We start from the raw sequence: 19,829 nt of genomic DNA, 5'->3' as shown, positions 1-19,829 counted from the left end.
CTGCTGTAATTTACTTGATTATTTATAGCAAGTGTGATTATTATATTAATAATTTCTACCGCATTACATAAAACAAACAAGTTATATAAAGAGATTTACGACTAATACTAAGGTATTTAGAATAAATAACATTTAAAATAAAGGCGGTCGATTCCCTTGGACGAAATCGATAAAAACATCTTGCTCCATTTGCAGAACCAGGCGAGATTATCAATGACGGATTTAGGAAAGCGTGTGGGACTGTCTCAGCCAGCCGTAACTGAACGTGTAAAACGCCTGGAGGAAAGTGGTACGATCGAGGAATACCGAACCGTCATTTCATCGCAAAAATTGGGTAAGCAAAGCACTGCCTATATGCTTGTTCGGACGCGGAACTGCTACCCATTCCTTGATTTTTGCCGTTCTTCACCGGAGGTCACGGAATGTTATCGGATAAGCGGAGAGCATAATTATTTATTGAAGGTCCTCACGGAAACAACCCAGGAGCTGGAAGAGTTCGAAAACCGGTGCGATCAATACGGAACCTATACAACCCTGATTGTAATGTCTTCACCGATCGCTTATAAAAATCTCATTGGAGAAACGAATTTGCTCGCATAAGATGTAAATTCTCGATGTTTGTAATTGTACATGTAGGAGTGATCCGGTAGGACGTCCAAATTTTTTTGAAAATATCCCAACCTTTATTCCGTTTGGCACACTATTTGATTGTCAGGAATTACAGAGGCAATTGTGGAGGCGAAAGATGGATTCGATCGGGCGGAACGGAAAAGAAGCGGCGGAAGCGATTCGGAGCTATGTCAAACCGATTTTCGGTTTTGCGTTGAACCGGGTCAAGCAGCGGGCGGAAGCGGAGGATCTGGCTCAGGAGATCATGCTGCAGTTGTTGAAATCCTTCTCCGGGGTGCGGGACATTCGATGCCTGGAGGCTTACGTCTGGACGGTTGCCCGATACACTTGGGTGAATTGGTTGAAAAAGCGTGCGCACGCTCCCCAAGCGATCGAAATCAACGGCATGTCCGAACTGTCGGCCGCCCCTTCCCGGGAGCCGCTTGACCGGCTGCTGGTAACCGAAGCTTACCGCGAGCTGCGTCGGGAAGTCGCGTTTCTGTCCGACATCCATCGCCGGATCGTGGTCATGCGTTACTACGACGAGCTTAAAATCGGCGATATCGCGATTGTTCTGAACATTCCTGTCAACACGGTGAAGTGGCATCTGAGCGAGGCCAAAAAGGAGTTAAGGAAAGGGATGAAACGAATGCGCGCAACAGGAACTTTGAGTGTCAATCCGGTCAGCATGGGGGAAATGGGCCATTCCGGCTCGGCCGGCAGACTGGGCGAAACCAACGATTTTCTTGGACGCGCCTTGGCGCAAAATATCGTTTACGCGGCTTATCACAAGGCGCGTACCGTCCACCAAATCGCGGAGGAGCTCGGAATGCCGCCGTTTTTGCTGGAAGGCGAAGTCCGGCACCTGGCCGATTACAATTTTCTCATCGAAACCGCTCCCGGCAAATATCAAAGCAATACCATCGTCTGGGACATCGTCGAGTTGGCCGGAGCCAGTCATCGATTCTATCAGGAGTGCGCCGCCGAAGTGGCCGATGTTCATTTTGACGCGTTAATGGAAGTTCGCCAGCAAGTCGAGGATAGCGGAGTGTACGTTCCGGACGGCGACTATAACTTCCTGCTCTGGACCTTGCTGCCCAAGAACGTCGAGGAGCAATCCTGGCGGAGCATGCCGGCGGGCGACAGCTTCGATGCGGTCGCGCCGATGCGAAAGGACGGAGGGCAGTATATTGCCTATGCGGCGTTGAACCGGAGCCACAATGCCGATCCGGGTTTTGATCTGAGTAGTTACGTCACCTTCGGTCCGAATCTCCGCTACGTCGAAGACAGTCCCTTATACTTGTGGCAATTCAATACGTACTGGAGCGACCGCCAGATGGATTGGCGTTTCCTGGAATACCGGAATGTCGAAGTTTGCCATGCGTTCCTACAAGGCGAACTGCCCGACAACGAAGGGAATAGCGAGCAATATTCGTTTCTGCTGGAGAAGGGGTACATCCGCAAGTCGGAGGAGGGGTACAAGTTCAATGCGGTTTGGATCGACTCTCCGCAAACGCTGGATCGGTTGAACAAGGCAATGCCGGATTTGTCCGCCCTCTATGCCCCTGCTGTCGGCAAGCTCTACGATAAAATGCTCAAGCTGTTCCTGCAAAATCAGCCGAAGCATTTGGAGCCGCAGATTGCTTACATGGTGAGAGGCAATACCGGCGGAGGCCGGTTGGTCGCTTATATTTTGAAGCATTTGATCGATAACGGGAAGTTGAAACCGCCGTTGCCGCACCAGCAAAAGACGATTTCAACCTGGATGGGGCCGGTCAAGTAAGTCGGGTTCGGAAATGGATACGAAGAATGACCGTTCCCGGTTGGTGGTGGCCATTTACACGCAATACTCTGTCCAACGCCCACCCATGGCGCACATGCGTCATGGGTGGTTTTTGATCACAATCGCATCTGTCGAATTTCATATGTTACACATACTTATGGATTCTTGTAGGAAGGAAAGCCATGCTTTTTAGCAAGCCAAGCTGCAAGCAAAGAGGGAAGCAGCAGGAGGATTAAAGAGCCCGGAAGGAATCCGGCTCCAAGCAGCTCGAGAAGAAACCCGCCGATAATGCCTCCTCCGCCGATTGCCACATTCCACACGGTAACCAGCATCGATTGGGCTATATCTGCGCTTTTTCCCCCAGCCTGTGCTATTGCTGTTTGCAGTAAAGTAGCTGCCCCGCCAAACGTAAGCCCCCACGCCGTAACACCAAGGATGATGATTGCAGGCTGATCCATTCCGATTCCCAAGGCTACAGAAGCCAAAGCAAATCCCGTGATGCTAACTAAAACCAGCATTCTTAGAAAACGGTCAATCAGCATGCCTATCACCCAAATGCCGACAACCGAGGTAATTCCGAAAATAAGAAGAACCAGATCCACTCGCTGAGCAAACACGGTTTCCGCCAGATACGGTGCAATATAAGTGTACAAAATATTATGAGCGAGTACACATGCCAAAACGACGAACAGAATCGGCCGTACACCGGGAATCAGGAAAACCTTGTGAAAAGGGAGCTGATCACCGGCTGGCTCGCCGGCATAATCCGGCACTTTCCAGAGCACCCAGCCAATAAGGACTACAGCCAGTAAGGATACAGCTCCGAAAATGAGACGCCAACCTGTATAAGCACCGAAAAAAGTGCCAAGCGGAACGCCCAGCGCCAATGCCAAGGGGGTGCCAACCATGGCTATGGCCATCGCTTTTCCTTTCAGCGAATCAGGCACCATGCGCCGCGCATAACCGGCCGTCATCCCCCACAGAACACCTGCCGAGACACCTGCGAAGAAACGCGCGACAAGAGTCAGCACATAAGCAGAAGATAACGCGGTGATGGTGTTAAATACAAGAAAGCCAATGATACATAGCAGCAGAAGCGGTCGGCGCCTCCACCCCCGGGTAGCCGTTGTCAAAGGAATGGCGGCCAGAAGAGATCCAACCGCATACAGAGTGACCAATTGTCCGGCAAGAGCTTCTGTGACCCCAAGATCCTGTGCAATTTGCGGCAGTAATCCAGCAGGCAGACCTTCCGTAAGAATGCAGATGAATCCCGCCATGGCTAAGGCCAGCAGCCCAACCCACGGAAGACGTTTGGAAGACGACACCTTTACTCCAGCTTTACTTATAAGTGCAGTGTTTGAGTTCACGAAACAATCTCCTTTATTTATTTTTTTACCGCTTAAAAAAGCTTTCGCTTCCGTATAAGCTTATATAAATAAAACACTTTCTTAAATGGAGGATTAAAGGAGTAAGGAGTGAATTAAGAAGAAAATACTTTTATTTTCGTAAAGATCCCATGATTTTAAATGCGAAAAAAAGCAGCATCCTCAGATGCTGCCTCAACGATAAATTATAATCGAAAAGCTTGAGACGTGGGTGGAGATCCAGCTGCCGCTGCAGCTGCTCTTGCACTCTCAAAATAAAGGAGTTGTGAAGCTGATGTCCGTGTACATTAAAGTCGGGATTGCTTATTCAGTTTCAAATCCGCTTTCTGAACTCTTACATCATGTCTAATGACATAAAGCCCCTTGCATGAACGATTGGATTCAGCTAGAGTCTCCCGTTAGTGTAATGGTTCAACTAACAAAAAGCATTTCTTAATGATTAGAGTAATGCATTTTTGCAACTCCTATTCTATAGAAAATACAAATTTTCAAAACTATAAATGCTTATTTTATTCAATCAATCCATCCATTCAATATATGAATGCTCATATGGCAAGTCCGTTTCTTTCATATCGTAATGCACAATGCCTGTCTTTCTATTTGTGTTATCCTTATTAGCATCTAAATATTTATCCCTAAATAAATATCGCTGATATTCAAGTTCAGCTTCTTCCCATTGTTTTTCCGATATAGTTGGGTGTTCTGACTTTAGAATAGCTAACTTTTTAAGCTCTCTTTCTCCACAGTAATCTGAACGGAAAAGGATGTCAGGATAATCATTCTCGCAACAATACCTATAATATTTTTCGCTTTCTATTTCAATAGTTAAAAATTCATTGCTCGCTGGAATAATTTCAAATACATGAGTGGTAGCATCTATAAAAGATATATGGTCAAAGTGAATCAACATATTATCATAATCTGCAAAACCGCTGTAATAGTGGCTGTATATTTCATAAATATAATAAATTCTATCCAAACACTCACCACCCGAAAATATTCACTTACTTCGTTATATTATACACCATTTAGAATTTGGAAAATTCCTGCCCTTTAGTTGAACGGCGGCGGAATTCTAAATGGGATCCGCCGCCATGAATACTTAAAAGAACCATCGATAAAGCTCTCTCCGACGTTCGCCACGGAGCTGTGCGTAAATTTGAGTGGTCAATGCTTTCTCATGACCGAGCATGCCTTGGATGAAATCTAAGGGGGCAACGTTATCAAGGAGCTGGCATGCATAAGTATGCCGAAAGCGATGCGGGTATACGTTCGCTTCAATTTCTCCCTGGTCTGCAAGCCGTTTTAAGGCCCATCTAATCGTAGGTATGGCCATTCGTTTTGTTGGATGCGTATCGGTAACAAACAATGGCCTTGCAGGAGTCCTCACGGCTGGCCAGGTACTTCTTTAACCATACTTTGCACTCTGTTGTAAAAGTGTGCCACTGCATAGGATTTTCCACTGTTTTGCTCATAAAATTAAACAAAGCACCACGGTTTTCAAAAATTGATTATGAATCATGTCGGTCAGGAGCAGATCTACAAACCCATAGATCCTTCCTTATATCAGTCTGATATCGTTTCTTCCCTATTCACTTTTTAACGATAAAGGTAACCGTAGTGCCTTGATGGAGATTGCTTCGGATTTGCAAGCCGCTGCCATAAAGCTGCTTTAGGCGGCGATTAGTATTAGTCAGACCTATGCCTGATTTTCGTCTGGATTCTTTACCCTCCAGCTGCTGGAGGGTCTGATTATCCATCCCGACACCATTATCTTCCACCGACACCTCAGCGTAGGAGCCAAGATCCAGAATTTGAATATGAATGCTCCCGCCTTCGGTACGCTTCAAGATGCCATGGCGGATGGCATTCTCAACCAGCGGTTGGATCGAAAGCGGGGGAATAAGAAGCTCCATGCTCTCATCGATATTCCAAGTTACTTGAAGACGTTCTTCAAAACGTTCTTTTTCAATGAACAGGTAAGATCGAACAAGGTCCAGTTCATCATTCAGCGGGATCAAGCGCTCAGAATTGCGGAAATCAAAGCTTCCTTGGAGATATTTACCGAACTCAGCAAGCAAATTGCGCATGCGGTCTGAGTCAAACTCACTTAAAGCTGCGATGGCATTCAAAGTATTGAATAGAAAGTGCGGCTGAATTTGCGCTTGAAGCCATGCTCCTTCCATCCGCAACCGATCGCTGATGGATTTTTTGATTTCGGTCAATGATCTCACACGTGACTTCAGCTCCATCGCATCAACAGGCTTTGTCACATAATCATTAGCTCCCGCCAGAAAGCCTGCTTCAATATCCTCGGGCCGATTGCGTGCAGTTAGCAGCAGGATTGGCAGCTCCGATACAGAAAAACGATCACGTATGGACCGCGTAACCTCATAACCGGACATAAGGGGCATCATCACATCGGTAATAATTAAATCCCACTCTTGAGAAACCAGATAAGCTAATGCATCAGCCCCGCTTGTAGCTGTTACGATATCATATCGCTCGATAGACAAAACATTGACCAAGATGTTCAGGTTAATTGGGTCGTCATCGATAGCTAAAATTTTAGGCCTATCTTCAGCGAATGTAGTGTTAGCTTCGGAGATTAAGCTTGAACTAGCTGCTGCGGTCTCTAAATCGCCTGAAGAGAGCAGAGCAACAGAATCAGCAGCATCTTGATTACGAGAAATATTAGATAAAGGCAGGGTTAGAGTGAAGGAGGAGCCATGACCTGGTGTGGAGCTGACAGAAAGCGTTCCATGGTGCAGTTCTACAAGCTGCTTACAGATGTTTAATCCCAGTCCAAGTCCAACTACACTTGCGGTTTGTTCCCTTTCACCTTGCTCATAGAGTTGAAAAATTCTTTGCTGTGTTTCCAGATCCATCCCAATTCCAGTATCCGTGATATATATGTGGGCTTTATGATCTATAATTTGTGCCCCTATTGTGATAGAGCCTTCGTTAGTGAATTTCACAGCATTATGCAACAGATTAAACAGGATCTGAATCAGGCGATTCTCATCTGCGATAACGTAGGGGAAATTATCCGGAATGTTATGAATAAGTCGAATGGACTTGCCTTCCGTCATAAATCGCAGCATATCCAATACACCTGTAGCAAGGGTTTGCACTTGAATATTCTCGACCTGAAGCCGCACACGGTTCTCTTTAAGCATCGTTACATCCAACAAATCGTTCAGCAAGAAGGACATCCGTTTCCCTACAGAAATAAGCAGCTTCATATGTTCTTTATTTTTATCTTCATCATATCTGCTTTCACTATTTAGGACGGTCTGGGCTATATTGAGCATGCCGTGCAATGGGTTTCGCAGCTCATGAGAGGTATTAAGCAGAAAGTCATCTTTCAGCTTATCCGCTTTTTGAAGCTGCTCTGTGAGCTTTACTCTCTGCACGTTGGAACGAACATAACCTCTAAACCAGAAAGCACCAAAGGCGACACTGGTAATGACCATATCGAAAGGGTAGAAGCTCATTTCAATAATGCCTGTATTTTTAGTAACGCCCCAGATCGCACTCGTTGTTAAAGCCGTTAAACCGAATAATAAATAAATCGCATCTTCATTGCCCTTTCTAACTGAACGGTATATTAGGACTGGGAGTACAAAGAAAGGGACAACGATTATAAATGTATGAAGAGGATCAGCAAGCATGATCGTTTTGACCGGCAGAATCAGCACAAATAAGGCATAAGCTGCACATAGGATTGAATACCAACGGAAGCTCTTATAGGTTGCATATTCGGGCAAAAGCAATTTGATATATTGAGTCATAAACGCGGCGACGCCAAGATATGCCAGGTAATATAGCTTTAACGTCCAATCGTAGTTTACAGCAGACCAAGCTGGCAATAACCGATCATCGTCGATCAGGATTGTGATAATAGCACAAAGCATCAGTATCACAAAATAGAGCAGCGCTCTCTGTCTAGTTCCCATCCAATATAAGATGAGTGCATAGATGACATGCATCAGAAGGAGAAGACAAACCGATAACTGTGCGACTACTGAAACTCCGACAGCCTTGTCGATAGCACGATCAGTGCCGAATTTAACAGGAAAAAACAGACCTCCCGACAAACGGTCGGTATAGTTTGCTACAACTATAATAATTTCGATCTCGCTCTGATCGGTGGCAAAAGAAGCTGTATAAGGCACATTGCCAGCTGTGTATTGCTCTGCGGTAGCGGCAGGATTACCGGAATGGGCCAATAAACGTCCATTGACATAAAGCTTAGAGGAGGAAGCGATAGTGGGCATACGGATACTAAACAATTGGTCTTTATCAGGATGGATCAGGAGCCGTAAACGGTAGCTTCCGTAACCGAAGGTTGGATTTTTATCGTCATCTATAGCGTTGTTCCAGGTTCCCGGCACATCAATAAACACTTTATCATCGGGGATGAAGTGCTCGCTATTGTTCTTCTGTTGAAGCAATACACGAGGATAAAACTCCCATTGCCCATCGAGTGATAGCGTACGATTGTCCGTGAAGTCCCAATTTCGTAAATCCAATTCACCCTTAATGGCATGAAGATGATCAGGAGTAGTTTGAAAAAGCATCCATATGATTCGCATTGCCGTTAGGATTAGGAAAAAGCTGCCGACTGTGAAAAAAATTTTTCTTCTGTTTATCATAAGCATATTTTCGACAAAAAATGTTATATTCCTCCTCGGGAGAGGACGCTAGCGGTTAGTCGATGCGGTTATGTCCTGCTGAATTCACCTTCAACACTTCTGCCTCGGCCGGATCGAGGTGGCTCATAAGCCAAAGCCTGAATATGAAGTTACGAGCTCCATTTGAAAATTCTCCTAAGGAAAGAGGTAACCCTCATTGCGGGTTACCTCTAAGAGTTTTGACGTTTCATCATCTAGTAATATTCAAACAAACTTAGACCACAACTAATAACATTCTGTACACAACTTTAATCCCGGACACCAGAAGCTGTTCCTACTCCACCGTAACACTCTTAGCCAAATTCCTCGGCTTATCTACGTCATGCCCCAACGCCAGAGAAGCGTAGTAGGACAACAGCTGCAGCGGAATGACGGACAGGGCCGGAGTCAGCAGCGGCAGCGTGCGCGGGATTGCGAAGAAGCGATCGACTGACTTCGCTACCTCCTGCTCGTGCCCCTCGTTAACGATACCGAGAACGTGTGCACCGCGCGCTTTTGTTTCTTTAATGTTGCTAAGCATTTTCTCGTACAGGTCCTCTTGCGTGAGAAGGCCGATCACCGGTGTACCTTCTTCGATCAGAGCCAGCGTTCCGTGCTTCAGCTCCCCTGCCGCATAAGCTTCGGAGTGAATATAGGAAATCTCCTTCAGCTTCAGCGAGCCTTCCATCGCGACCGCATAGTCGACGCCGCGTCCGATGAAGAACAGGCTGCTGTGATGCGAGATCGATTCCGCCACTTCCTTGATCGTTTCGGATTGCCCAAGAATCTTCTCTACTTGCTCAGGCAGCGCCTGCATAGCGGCAAGCACCTGTACGATAGCCGCCTCATCCTGCGAGCCAACCGTCTGCGCCCAGTAAAGTCCGAATAGGAAGAAAGCGATCAGCTGTGAAGAATAGGCCTTCGTGGAAGCCACGGCAATTTCCGGTCCCGCCAGCGTGATGATCACATCGTCGGCTTCACGGGCAACCGAGCTGCCTACAACGTTGGTGATTGCAAGCACTCGTGCGCCGCACCGCTGTGCCTCGCGCAGAGCCGCAAGCGTATCGGCAGTTTCGCCGGATTGGCTCACGACGATAACGAGCGTATCGGGCGTAATGATCGGCGAACGATAACGATACTCCGAGGCAACATCCGTCTCGACCGGAACTCGGACGAGAGATTCGATCACATTTTTCCCGACAAGTCCGGCATGTAGCGCCGTACCGCAGGCAACGATATGCACGCGGTTGATTGCCTTCAACTGCTCCGGCGTCATTTTCAACTCAGGCAGCTCCACGGAACGTCCGTCGTCGCTGATCCGACCCAGCATCGTATCGCGGTACGCCTTCGGCTGCTCGTGAATTTCCTTCAGCATGAAGTGGTCGAAGCCGGCCTTCTCCGCCGTCATCAAATCCCAATCCACATGAAAAATTTCCTTCGCAATAAAATTGCCCTCAATCGTCAGCAGATCCACCGCATCCCGAGTCAGCACGGCCATCTCGCCGTCGTTCAGAATGTAGATGTCGCGCGTATGCTCAAGAATCGCCGGAATATCCGACGCGATATACTTCTCCCCGTCCCCGACGCCGATAATGAGCGGACTGGCATAACGCACCGCGACCAGCCGATCCGGCTCGTATTCGGTCAGCACGCCAAGCGCGAATGCGCCTCTCATTTTTTTGACCGCGCGCTGAACGGCTTTCACGATATCCCCATCGTATTCAATGGCGATCAGGTGGGAGATAACCTCCGTATCCGTCTCCGACAGAAAACGATGCCCCGCCTGCACAAGCTCTTCCTTAAGCTCCAGGTAGTTTTCGATAATGCCGTTATGAACGACCGAAAATTTCATGGAGTTATCCGTATGCGGATGAGAGTTAACATCCGAAGGTTTGCCATGGGTCGCCCAACGCGTATGTCCGATGCCGACCGTTCCGCGCAGCGGATCTCCGCTTAGCCGGCTCTCCAGATTGGCCAACCGCCCTACCGTCTTCGTGACTTCCAAGCCCTGCTCTGTCTGTACTGCGATGCCGGCGGAGTCATAGCCCCGATACTCCAGCTTCTTGAGTCCTTCGATCAGAATGGGCTGCGACTCTCTAAAACCAATATATCCAACGATTCCGCACATAATTATATAAGCCTCCGTTTATTGGGTCCTCGACGCTTCCGAGCACCCGCAACCGGGCTGAGTGAGCAGTATTTTACATGAGGAGGACGCGCCCCCGTCTTTTGGCAATCTTTTAATAAAGGGGCCCGCTCTCCCCTCTTCGATACTATGCCCTCAAGCGACCGATTACAGGCCGCAGATAAGGTCTGGATTCTTTTAATTTGTCATTTTCAAGCATCGTGCCGGTATTTTGTTCGCCCGGTCGCCCTGAGCGTTTTGATTCCGACTATCGGCTCCGATGATGAGCCGGGAGGTCCCCGCCGAACGTTTCGAACGCCTCCACCTCGTCAACTTGCATCCATAGGGCTCTCCGTCAAAGTTATTCGCTCAGACCAGCTTTCCCGTCCCTGATCTACGCGCTTTTCGACTTCATTCCACCCATCTGCAAGTTCTGGCGCTATCGCTGCTTTTCCCCTCTACCCTGCCCTTCCATTCCAGAATCTATTCCTTATCTTATTCGTTTTGTCGGAACGATGCAACTTGGGCGCAAATATTTCCTTGGAAATGACGATATTCTACATTTTTTGTATGCGAAAAAGAGAGAATGTCCACCCTTGTCGGATAGAACATTCTCTCCTTTGTGACCAGCACCCGTCCGATATTCGCTTACGACAGCTCCGCCTTCACAACCTCGACAATCGAGGCCACGTGACGCTCGATCTCTTCGCGCTCCGGCCCTTCGGCCATGACGCGGATGAGCGCCTCCGTGCCGGAAGGACGAACGAGCACGCGCCCGTTGTCGCCCAGCGCCTCCTCGGCGGCCGTTACGGCCGCAGCAATCGCTTCATTGCCTGGATAACGGGATTTATCGGCCACACGCACATTTACAAGCACCTGAGGATATTTGCGCATCATCTGCTTCAGCTCGCCCAGCTTTTTGCCCGAACCGACGATCGTATCCAGCAGCTGCAGGCCGGTCAGAATCCCGTCGCCCGTCGTGCTGTGATCGAGGAAGATCACATGCCCGGATTGCTCGCCGCCGAGATTATAACCGCCGTTCACCATCTCTTCCATAACGTATCGGTCCCCGACCGCCGTCTTAGCCGAGCGCAATCCAAGCTTCTCAGCCGCTTTGAAGAACCCGATGTTCGCCATAACCGTCGTCACGACCGTATCCTTCGCCAGCTTGCCCGCGCGCCTCATCGCGTCGCCGCAAATGCACAAAATATAGTCGCCGTCCACTTCCTCGCCGTTCTCATCGATCGCGATCAGACGATCTGCGTCTCCATCGAACGCCAAACCAAGATCGGCTCCGTGCTCCTTCACTTTAGCGGCCAGCATCTCCGGGTGCGTCGACCCGACGCCTTCATTAATGTTCAGTCCGTTAGGCTCGGCTCCATAAGCGATAACCTCCGCCCCCAAGGCGCGGAAAATATCCGGAGCCAGCTCGTACGCGGCACCGTGAGCGCAATCCAGCACCAGCTTCACGCCGGAGAAGGAATTTCCCACAGTAGACTTCAAATACTCGGCATATAAGCTTTTGGCGCCTTTATCGGAAGTTACCGAACCGATGTCGCCGCCGACCGGCCTAGGCAGCGTATCTTCCGCCGCATCCATCAACCGCTCAATCTCCGCTTCCGTCTCGTCGAGCAGTTTATAGCCGTCGCCGCCGAAAAACTTAATACCGTTATCCGCCACCGGATTGTGGGATGCGGAGATCATAACGCCCGCATCGGCCCCCATCGTTCGAGTCAAATATGCAACCGCCGGCGTGCTGACCACGCCCAACCGGACGACGTCCGCTCCGATAGACAGCAATCCCGCCGTCAGCGCGCTCTCCAGCATTTGTCCCGAAATCCGGGTATCCATCCCGATCAACACTTTCGGGCGTTTAACCTTGCCCGCCAATACGACGCCTCCGCAGCGTCCGATCCGATAAGCCAATTCCGGCGTCAATTCCTGATTCGCGACACCGCGTACGCCGTCCGTTCCGAAATATTTCCCCATATCCCGCTACCTGCCCCTTTGCTCTCCTGTTGTTGCTCAAGCCTGTCTTTTCTCTGTAATATGTTATACCGCAGGCTCCTGCGTTTCGCCGCCGCTCTCCGGCGGCGGCGTCTCGCTTTCCTCAGGCACGCCTTCTTCCGGAGGCTCCTCGCCTTCCGTAGTCGTCTCCTGCGCTGCCTCGTCGACAATCTCCACGACGATGCTGCTCGTACCGCCTACTTGCTCCATAAACCTCTCCAGACTGACAACGAGAGGCAGCGTATAGACGCCCGGTCCTCTTCCGCTGAGGTCGACGATCACGTCGACGTCTCCCGGCCTCAGCCGGTCCAACGTCTGCGGAGCGCCTTGAATCGTAATGTCCGCTTTGCCTGTCTCCGGATCGACGATCTTGGCGAGCAAGCCTTCGCCTAGCCCGATCAGTTCGATCGGCAGCCCTTCCAGCTTACGGGTCGTAGACAGCAGCACTTCGATCTGAATATCGATCGTCGCCGGCGAAATCTCGATCAATGGAGGCGTCACCTTGAGCGGCACGGAAACTTTTCCGGAATTCCGTACGTCCCCAAGCGGAACCTCCACCTCGATAAACTCGATTTTGTCCAACGCGTCCTGCGGTCCGTACACCGTAACCTGCTCCACGTCCGGCTTGAAGGAAGCGACGCCCAGACCCGATTGCACGCGTCCGACCATTTTGAATTGCAGCGGCACCGTCTTGAAGGGATTGGTAATCGGCACCTCGACCTCCAGCACCGCCGGATCGATCGTCGCCCCTTCCATCGGCTTGCCTTGCTTATCGTAGACGACCAGCTTAACGCTCTTGTTCTTGATCGTCTCCTTCTCCCCGTCGATCTCGATCGTCGCCCCGACGCTCTCCGCCTCGGCCAGCTGGCTCTTAGGCAGCGTTACATGAACCCGGTTGCCCGGCTTTAAGATTGGCGTACCGACTTTATATCCCTTCGCGGGGTTCCCCTTCGTCTGGATCGCCACTTCAAACTCCTTCGTCTGAAGCGCTTCGATACTGACAACGACCGTAGAGGGCGATATCGATACCGAAGTGATCCCTTTAGGAAGATTCTCTTCTAGTGTCAATGTATGCTGGCCTTCGCCCACCGTTCTCAAATCGACCCGAATGCGATAGTCCTTCGTCTGAGCGACTTTAAGATCGCTTTTCGTCCCTCGAACCGTCAGATTCACCTTGAGCGGCTCCATGCCGATCAGCACGAAGTTCCTCTCGTCCAACCCAAAAGGCTGAACCGTCACTCCCTCGATCACCTTCGTATCGTAGAGCGAAGCGACGTTGTTCGGTGCAGAATTGTCCGGATCGTAGTGCACGACCGCCCACATCAGAATGCCAAGCGCAAGCGCGACAAACTTGGCGATTGTAGGATGGTTTAGCCATTTATCCACGCTTGTCACCTTCTTTCCGCTTCCAGAAGGCCCAATCCGTATTCTTCGGCTTGAACTGCGGCCGAAGCTCTTCGAACAGCTTGGAAATCAGCGACTCTTCCTTAATGTCCCGCACGATCTGTCCGTTGATCGCCAGCGAAATCTGTCCCGTCTCCTCCGAGACGGTCACGGAGACGGCATCGCATACTTCCGTAATGCCGATGGAGGCCCTGTGGCGAGTCCCCAATTCCTTGCTGATAAAAGGGTTCTCCGACAGCGGCAAATAACAGCCCGCGGCCATAATCAGCCCGCCCCGTATAATAACGGCCCCGTCGTGAAGCGGCGTATTCGGAACGAACACGTTGCTAAGCAGCTCCGAGCTAAGCTTGGACTCCATCTTGATGCCCGATTCGATATAGTCGTTCAAACCGGTATTTCTCTCGAACACAATTAACGCCCCGATTTTTCGACGCGCTAAATAATTCACCGACTTAACGACCTCGTTCACCCTGTGGCTGACGTCCTGCTCCTCGGGCGATGAACGATGGAACAGCTTGTTTCTCCCGATCTGCTCAAGCGCTCTTCGCAATTCCGGCTGGAAAATAATGAGCACCGTCACGACTCCGAAGGTGAACATTTGGTTCATCAACCATTTGAGCGTATATAGATTAAGCAGGTTGCTTAGCGCCCAGACGAGCACCAACAGGAAAATCCCTTGCAGCAGCTGTACAGCTCGCGTTCCCCGCACCATCATGAGCACTTTGTAAATAATGTAACTGACGATCAGCACGTCGACGATATCTTTTATTGAATTCTTCAATGTCAGCCCGGCAAAATAGTCCAAGACGCGACCCCCCGTCCCGGCGCTGGATTAGTTGCGACGAATAATGTCGAAAATGCACGTAATTTCTAAACCTTAATTATCTTCTCTACTATTGCCCAAAAATCCTGTCATTTACACAAAAAAAAACCTCCCCGACATCGGAGAGGCTCCTCTTGCCCGGTCTACGGTCGTGCATAGACACTCTGTCGGACGCCCTCGCGCCCTTAATGCGAGCCGTAAGCGAGCGTTCCGAAGAAGGAGCTCACCTTGTACCAGAACCAATCGACCGCCCGGTCGATCGTCTTGATCTCGCCCGCGATATGAGCCGTAGACGCCAACGGCGTCAAATGGCCGTCTATCACGGTCAGGTTGCCGTCCAGATCGCCCAACACTTGTACGTCTCCGTTTACGACCGTCAAATCTCCCGATACTTTTTGCCCTTCGGGTACGATCACCTTTTTACCTTCGATCACGACATGCTCAAGATCGGGTCCCGATACGGAAAATTCCTGGCTCTGGTTCCACATCGACACGAAGCTGGACAACATGACCACCAGGAAAATAGCCGCAGCGGATACCGCCGGATGACGGCGCACCCAGGAAGTCCAGGCCGCTGGACGCCTTGAGCTGGGCAATGCTTTCATAATCCGGTCTCCGAGCTCTTTCGGAGCCTTCTCTATAGGTTGAGCTTTGGCGAGCGCTTCGGTGCGCTCCAACGCTTCATAACGAGAACAGCACTGGGGGCATTCACGCAGGTGCTGCTGCAACTGTAGGATTTCCTCGCGCGCCAGTTCTCCGTCCAAATAATCATGCATGTACATGACGGCGACGTTGCAATTCATATCAGCCATCCCTTTCCTCGGCGGGATCCCCTTACCCCGCTATCGATGCTTCTATACTGTACGTGCGGTTAAGCGACACGGTTTCACCTATTTTGTAGAGGCAGTACAAAAAGTCCGCTTTTGATCACGAAGTTACACACAGAAGTCTATTCGACTTCGAATCTTGAACTCAGCCGGGCCTTCCGGTGCTCACGTAGGCTCTCCCTACGCTCTGCGCCTCACTCCCTAAGCTTCATCCAACCTTCTCGGTGCTGAAAACCGTACTTTTTGTACCTTTATTGCGACGGCAGTACAAAAAGTCCGCTTTTGATCACGAAGCTGTGCGCAGAAGTCCATTCGACTTCGAACCAGCCTAAAGCTTATGCTCCAGCTTCTTCCGCAGAAATTCGCGCCCTCTGTGAACCCGTGTCTTAATAGTCGTCACCGGCATATCCAGAACATCCGAAATTTCCTGAAGGGACAGATCCTGCAAATAGCGCAAAATCATCACCGACTTATACTTGATCGGCAACGTCGCAATAGACTCTTGAATCAGCCGCTGCGTCTCCGAGAGCAGCAGCTCGCTTTCCGGCGTCCGGTCGTCGCTCGGCAGCATAGCGTAGCCGTCCAGCCCTTCATGATCCGCCGATTCCGCGTCCAGCGAATAGATCGCCCTCCGCTTTCGGAGGCGATCGATGCACAAATTCGTCGTGATCCGGTAGATCCACGTCGAGAATTTCTGATTCTCGTCGTACCTATCCAGATTTTTGTACACTCGCAGGAACGTCTCCTGCACGGCGTCCTCCGCCTCCTGACGGTTGCCCGTCATCCGAAAGGCCAGGTGGAACAGCTTGTCCTTGTACATGTCAACGATCTCCGCGAAGGCCCGCTGGTCCCCCTTCAGGGCCAAACGAATCAATCGCGTCTCAACTGGCTTCAATGTTGCGACTCACCTTCTTTCCCGTCCGCAGCCTGCTGGGACTTGCGTTGCGCTGTCATGGTGCCTGCGAGTATGAGTACTTAGCGAGGGTGCGGTCGCCATGACCGCGGACTTCGGAGTTCGCGAATGCTTGCTAGCAAAATCGTAATCCACGGAAACCGAAAAATCAAGGCGATTCCGTTCACGCACAAAAGGACCCGGGTATATTGCCCGGGCCCTTCTTCCTCTTATGAATCAGCCCGTATTGCGAAGCCCGGCGGCGATGCCGTTAATCGTCAACAGCACTTCGCGCAGCAGCTCCGCGTCGTCCTCGTTCTGAGCGCGCAGGCTTCTAAGCTCGGTCAGCAGCTGAACCTGCAAGTAGCTCAGCGGATCGACATACGGATTGCGCAGCCGGATCGATTCCTGAATGACCGGAACGTTGTCCAGAATATCGTCTTGGCCCGTAATGGAGAGAATCATCGCCTGCGTCTTCGCGTACTCTTCCTCGATTTGCGTGAAAATACGGTTCTTGATCGTCCCGTCCTCGATCATGCCGGCATACTGCCGGGCGATCATGAGATCGGCCTTGCCAAGCGCCATCTGCAAATTGTCGATCAGCGACTTGAAGAAAGAATATTCGCGGTACATCGTCCGCAGCGTCTCCAGGCGGGCCGGATCGTCGTTCACGAACTTCGAAAAGGCCGTTCCCGCGGCATACCAGGCCGGCAGCAGATAGCGGCTCTGCGTCCAAGCGAACACCCAAGGGATGGCGCGAAGATCCTCGAACCGATCGCTGCCCTTGCGCTTGGACGGACGCGAACCGATGTTCAGCTCGCCGACTTCCGGAAGCGGAGTCGATTCCTTGAAGAATGTCATGAAGTCCGGATCGCGGAAAATCAAATCCTGATACTTCGTCTGAGCGTCGACGGAAATGCCGCGCATGATTTCTTCCCACTGCTTCTCGTTCGAGCGCTCCTGCTCCGAATCCCGGGACAGATAAGCCGCCGTGATCAATGCGCCGGTAGCCTGCTCCAAGCTGCGGTAGGCAATCCCCTTCATCGAGTAGCGGGAGGACAGCACTTCTCCTTGCTCGGTAATCTTGATGCCGCCTCCGATCGTATGTGGAGGCTGGGCTAGAATGCTGCGGTTCAGCGGCATACCCCCGCGGCCAAGAGCGCCTCCGCGGCCGTGGAAAAACTTTAGGCGGACGTTATGCGACTTGCCCATCCGGGTCAGATCGTTCAACGCGACTCTCAGCTCCCAGTTCGCCGTCACCATACCGCCGTCCTTGTTGCTGTCCGAGTAGCCGAGCATAATTTCCTGCAGGTCTCCCATTGCGGCCACGCTCTGCCGATAGATCGGCAGCTTGAACAGCGTATCCATAATTTCCGGAGCGGCATGCAGATCGTCGATCGTCTCGAACAGAGGCGCAGCCTGCAGCGTGGAGAAAACGTTGCCGCTCTCGTCGCGGCCGAGCAGACCGGCTTCCTTCGCGAAAACCATGACTTCCAGAATATCGCTGGCAGCCTCGGACATGCTGATCAGGTAACTCGTCACGCAGCCGACGCCGAACTCTTGCTGCGCCTTATAGATCGTCGTGTAGACATCCAGACACTCTTGAGTGGACTCGCTAAGCTCGATTCCATCCTGAAGCAGCTTCTTATCGCCGCTAAGCAGACCGTGCAGCAGATCGATCTTCTCCTGCTCCGCCAGCTCCGCGTACGCGCTCGCTATGCCGGCCTTAGCCAGCAGCTCCGACATCGCGTTCTCGTGCTCCTTGCTGTGCTGGCGAACGTCCAGCGCAGCCAGATGGAAGCCGAACAGCTCCGCCTGACGAACAAGCTTCTTCAGATGCGAATCCGCTACGTAGTCGGCGTAGTGGTGACGAAGGCTGCGGTCGATAATTTCGAGGTCCGCCTTGAATTCGTCCACGGAGCTATAACGCTGCTTCGTGCCTGCGAACTGTTCTTCCCTCATATTTTGCAGCTTCTGCAGCATGTATCTGATTTTGACCCGGTAAGGCTCATTATCGTTCGTCCACGGCTCGACCGTCCGCAGTTCCACAAACTGAACGTCCAGCTTAACCGACGCCAGCAGCTCGTTCGACACATTCACAATCGTCTTGCTGAAGCTGAGATGGCGAGCCAACTCGCGAAGGTTGTTCTCGTATTTATGAATCGCCAGATTGCGCTGCATCTTCAACGTCTGCCACGTCACATCGGACGTCACCGAAGGGTTGCCGTCGCGGTCGCCGCCGATCCAGGATCCGAAGCGCAGATAAGTCGGCACGTGCCACTGCTCTTCCGGATAGTACTTGGTCAGACAGCGTTCCAGCTCCTCGTATACGTTAGGCAGAACCTCGAACAGCGTCTCATGGAAGTAGTACATGCCGTTGCGCACCTCGTCGAGCACCGTCGGCTTGCGATCCCGCAATTCGTCCGTCTGCCACAACGTCAGCACTTCGTTCATAAGCTTCTCGCGAAGCTTCTCTCTTTCGCGGTACGTGAGCGTCGGATTGTCCAGCTCCATCACTTCGTCCGCGATCCGCTTATGGATGTCCAGCACGTCTCTGCGGGTCGCCTCTGTCGGGTGGGCCGTCATGACCAGCTCAAGCGAAATGCCGTCCAGCATCTGGCGCACTTCGTCCACCGGCAGATTTTTCTCCTTCAACGCTTGCACGACGCTCTCGATCGATCCCGGTTGAACTCCTTCGCCCGCGGAACGCTCGTAGTCGCGTTTGCGACGGATACGATGATTCTGCTCCGCGATATTCACGAGTTGGAAATAGATTGCGAACGCGCGAATGACCTGGTGGCGGATTCCCGGCTCCAAGCCTCTCACGTTTTGAATAAACCCTTCGTACAGTTCCGGCAAATACTCCGCGCGCAGCGCTTTGCTCATTTCCCGTATTTTCTCGACATGTTCCAGCAGCTCCCGACCACCCTGATGCACGAGCACTTCTCCCAGAATGTTGCCTAGAAAGCGCACGTCTCTACGCAGCAGATGATTGGAAGGAGAACGTTGACCTACAGTCGTTTCCGTCATCTCACTCACCCCAAACCTTGCTTCTCGAAATTGATGTCAAACCGCCCTTTAGGACGGGAATTGCCGACGCTCCGAGCGATCAACTTTGAAAACAAGCCTTGCCAAGCAAAACGCCCTCGACGTCTTCCCGACGCCAAACCGCATATTGTCGGAGGCGATTCGGAAAAGTATAGCGAATTTTATACTTTCTGAATCATCCAGCTCATTGTTCACCGATCGTTCACCAAAAGCTCTAACTTTTATCATACTACAATGAGCGACGAAAATC

Annotated in this window: 13 protein-coding genes; 2 read left to right on the top strand and 11 right to left on the bottom strand. The window is 51.2% G+C overall.

Features of this window, described 5'->3' with window-relative positions; all coding sequences use genetic code 11:
- The first annotated feature begins 156 nt into the window (after window positions 1–156).
- Together J4772_RS03445 and J4772_RS03440 are read left to right on the top strand one after the other, a co-directional pair.
- Window positions 157–600, top strand: a complete 444-nt coding sequence (locus tag J4772_RS03445) for an Lrp/AsnC family transcriptional regulator (RefSeq protein ID WP_209074158.1) — start codon at window positions 157–159, stop codon at window positions 598–600.
- 145 nt (window positions 601–745) lie between these two features.
- Window positions 746–2,392, top strand: a complete 1,647-nt coding sequence (locus J4772_RS03440) for an RNA polymerase sigma factor (protein ID WP_209074157.1) — start codon at window positions 746–748, stop codon at window positions 2,390–2,392.
- A 155-nt stretch (window positions 2,393–2,547) separates the two neighbouring features.
- Here the strand turns inward: J4772_RS03440 and J4772_RS03435 are convergent, their stop codons facing one another.
- From J4772_RS03435 to ppc, 11 genes are all read right to left on the bottom strand, one after another.
- A complete protein-coding gene (locus tag J4772_RS03435) occupies window positions 2,548–3,759 on the bottom strand; it encodes an MFS transporter (protein ID WP_209074156.1) in 1,212 nt (403 codons plus the stop codon).
- Window positions 3,760–4,294: 535 nt separating this feature from the next.
- Window positions 4,295–4,756 carry a hypothetical protein gene (locus J4772_RS03430; protein ID WP_209074155.1) on the bottom strand — a complete coding sequence of 154 codons (462 nt, stop codon included), beginning with the start codon at window positions 4,754–4,756 and terminating at the stop codon, window positions 4,295–4,297.
- A 123-nt stretch (window positions 4,757–4,879) separates the two neighbouring features.
- Window positions 4,880–5,113 carry a tyrosine-type recombinase/integrase gene (locus J4772_RS03425; RefSeq protein ID WP_247741160.1) on the bottom strand — a complete coding sequence of 78 codons (234 nt, stop codon included), beginning with the start codon at window positions 5,111–5,113 and terminating at the stop codon, window positions 4,880–4,882.
- A gap of 256 nt (window positions 5,114–5,369) precedes the next feature.
- Window positions 5,370–8,360 carry an ATP-binding protein gene (locus tag J4772_RS03420; protein WP_247741003.1) on the bottom strand — a complete coding sequence of 997 codons (2,991 nt, stop codon included), beginning with the start codon at window positions 8,358–8,360 and terminating at the stop codon, window positions 5,370–5,372.
- A 388-nt stretch (window positions 8,361–8,748) separates the two neighbouring features.
- Window positions 8,749–10,581 carry a glutamine--fructose-6-phosphate transaminase (isomerizing) gene (glmS, locus tag J4772_RS03415; RefSeq protein WP_209074154.1) on the bottom strand — a complete coding sequence of 611 codons (1,833 nt, stop codon included), beginning with the start codon at window positions 10,579–10,581 and terminating at the stop codon, window positions 8,749–8,751.
- A gap of 645 nt (window positions 10,582–11,226) precedes the next feature.
- The gene (glmM, locus tag J4772_RS03410; RefSeq protein ID WP_209074153.1) at window positions 11,227–12,567 is read right to left on the bottom strand and encodes a phosphoglucosamine mutase; all 1,341 of its coding nucleotides are present in this window, start codon (window positions 12,565–12,567) and stop codon (window positions 11,227–11,229) included.
- Between the two features lie 63 nt (window positions 12,568–12,630).
- Entirely contained in the window at window positions 12,631–13,971 is a 1,341-nt protein-coding gene (locus tag J4772_RS03405; RefSeq protein WP_209074152.1) for a CdaR family protein, read from the bottom strand.
- Window positions 13,964–14,794 (bottom strand): diadenylate cyclase CdaA, encoded by an 831-nt coding sequence (gene cdaA / locus J4772_RS03400; RefSeq protein ID WP_209074151.1) that lies wholly within the window; start codon window positions 14,792–14,794, stop codon window positions 13,964–13,966. Before cdaA ends, J4772_RS03405 begins: the two co-directional genes overlap by 8 nt.
- A gap of 203 nt (window positions 14,795–14,997) precedes the next feature.
- Complete coding sequence (locus tag J4772_RS03395) at window positions 14,998–15,624, bottom strand: zf-HC2 domain-containing protein (protein WP_342772497.1); 627 nt, start codon at window positions 15,622–15,624, stop codon at window positions 14,998–15,000.
- A gap of 343 nt (window positions 15,625–15,967) precedes the next feature.
- Window positions 15,968–16,534 (bottom strand): RNA polymerase sigma factor SigW, encoded by a 567-nt coding sequence (sigW, locus tag J4772_RS03390; RefSeq protein ID WP_116062002.1) that lies wholly within the window; start codon window positions 16,532–16,534, stop codon window positions 15,968–15,970.
- A gap of 234 nt (window positions 16,535–16,768) precedes the next feature.
- Window positions 16,769–19,561: a phosphoenolpyruvate carboxylase gene (gene ppc, locus J4772_RS03385; protein WP_209074150.1), complete on the bottom strand. Its 2,793-nt coding sequence runs from the start codon at window positions 19,559–19,561 to the stop codon at window positions 16,769–16,771.
- Window positions 19,562–19,829 lie beyond the last annotated feature (268 nt).

This window comes from Cohnella sp. LGH (genome assembly GCF_017671885.1).
Lineage (GTDB): Bacteria > Bacillota > Bacilli > Paenibacillales > Paenibacillaceae > Cohnella > Cohnella phaseoli.
This window is presented reverse-complemented; position numbering and strand designations above follow the sequence as displayed.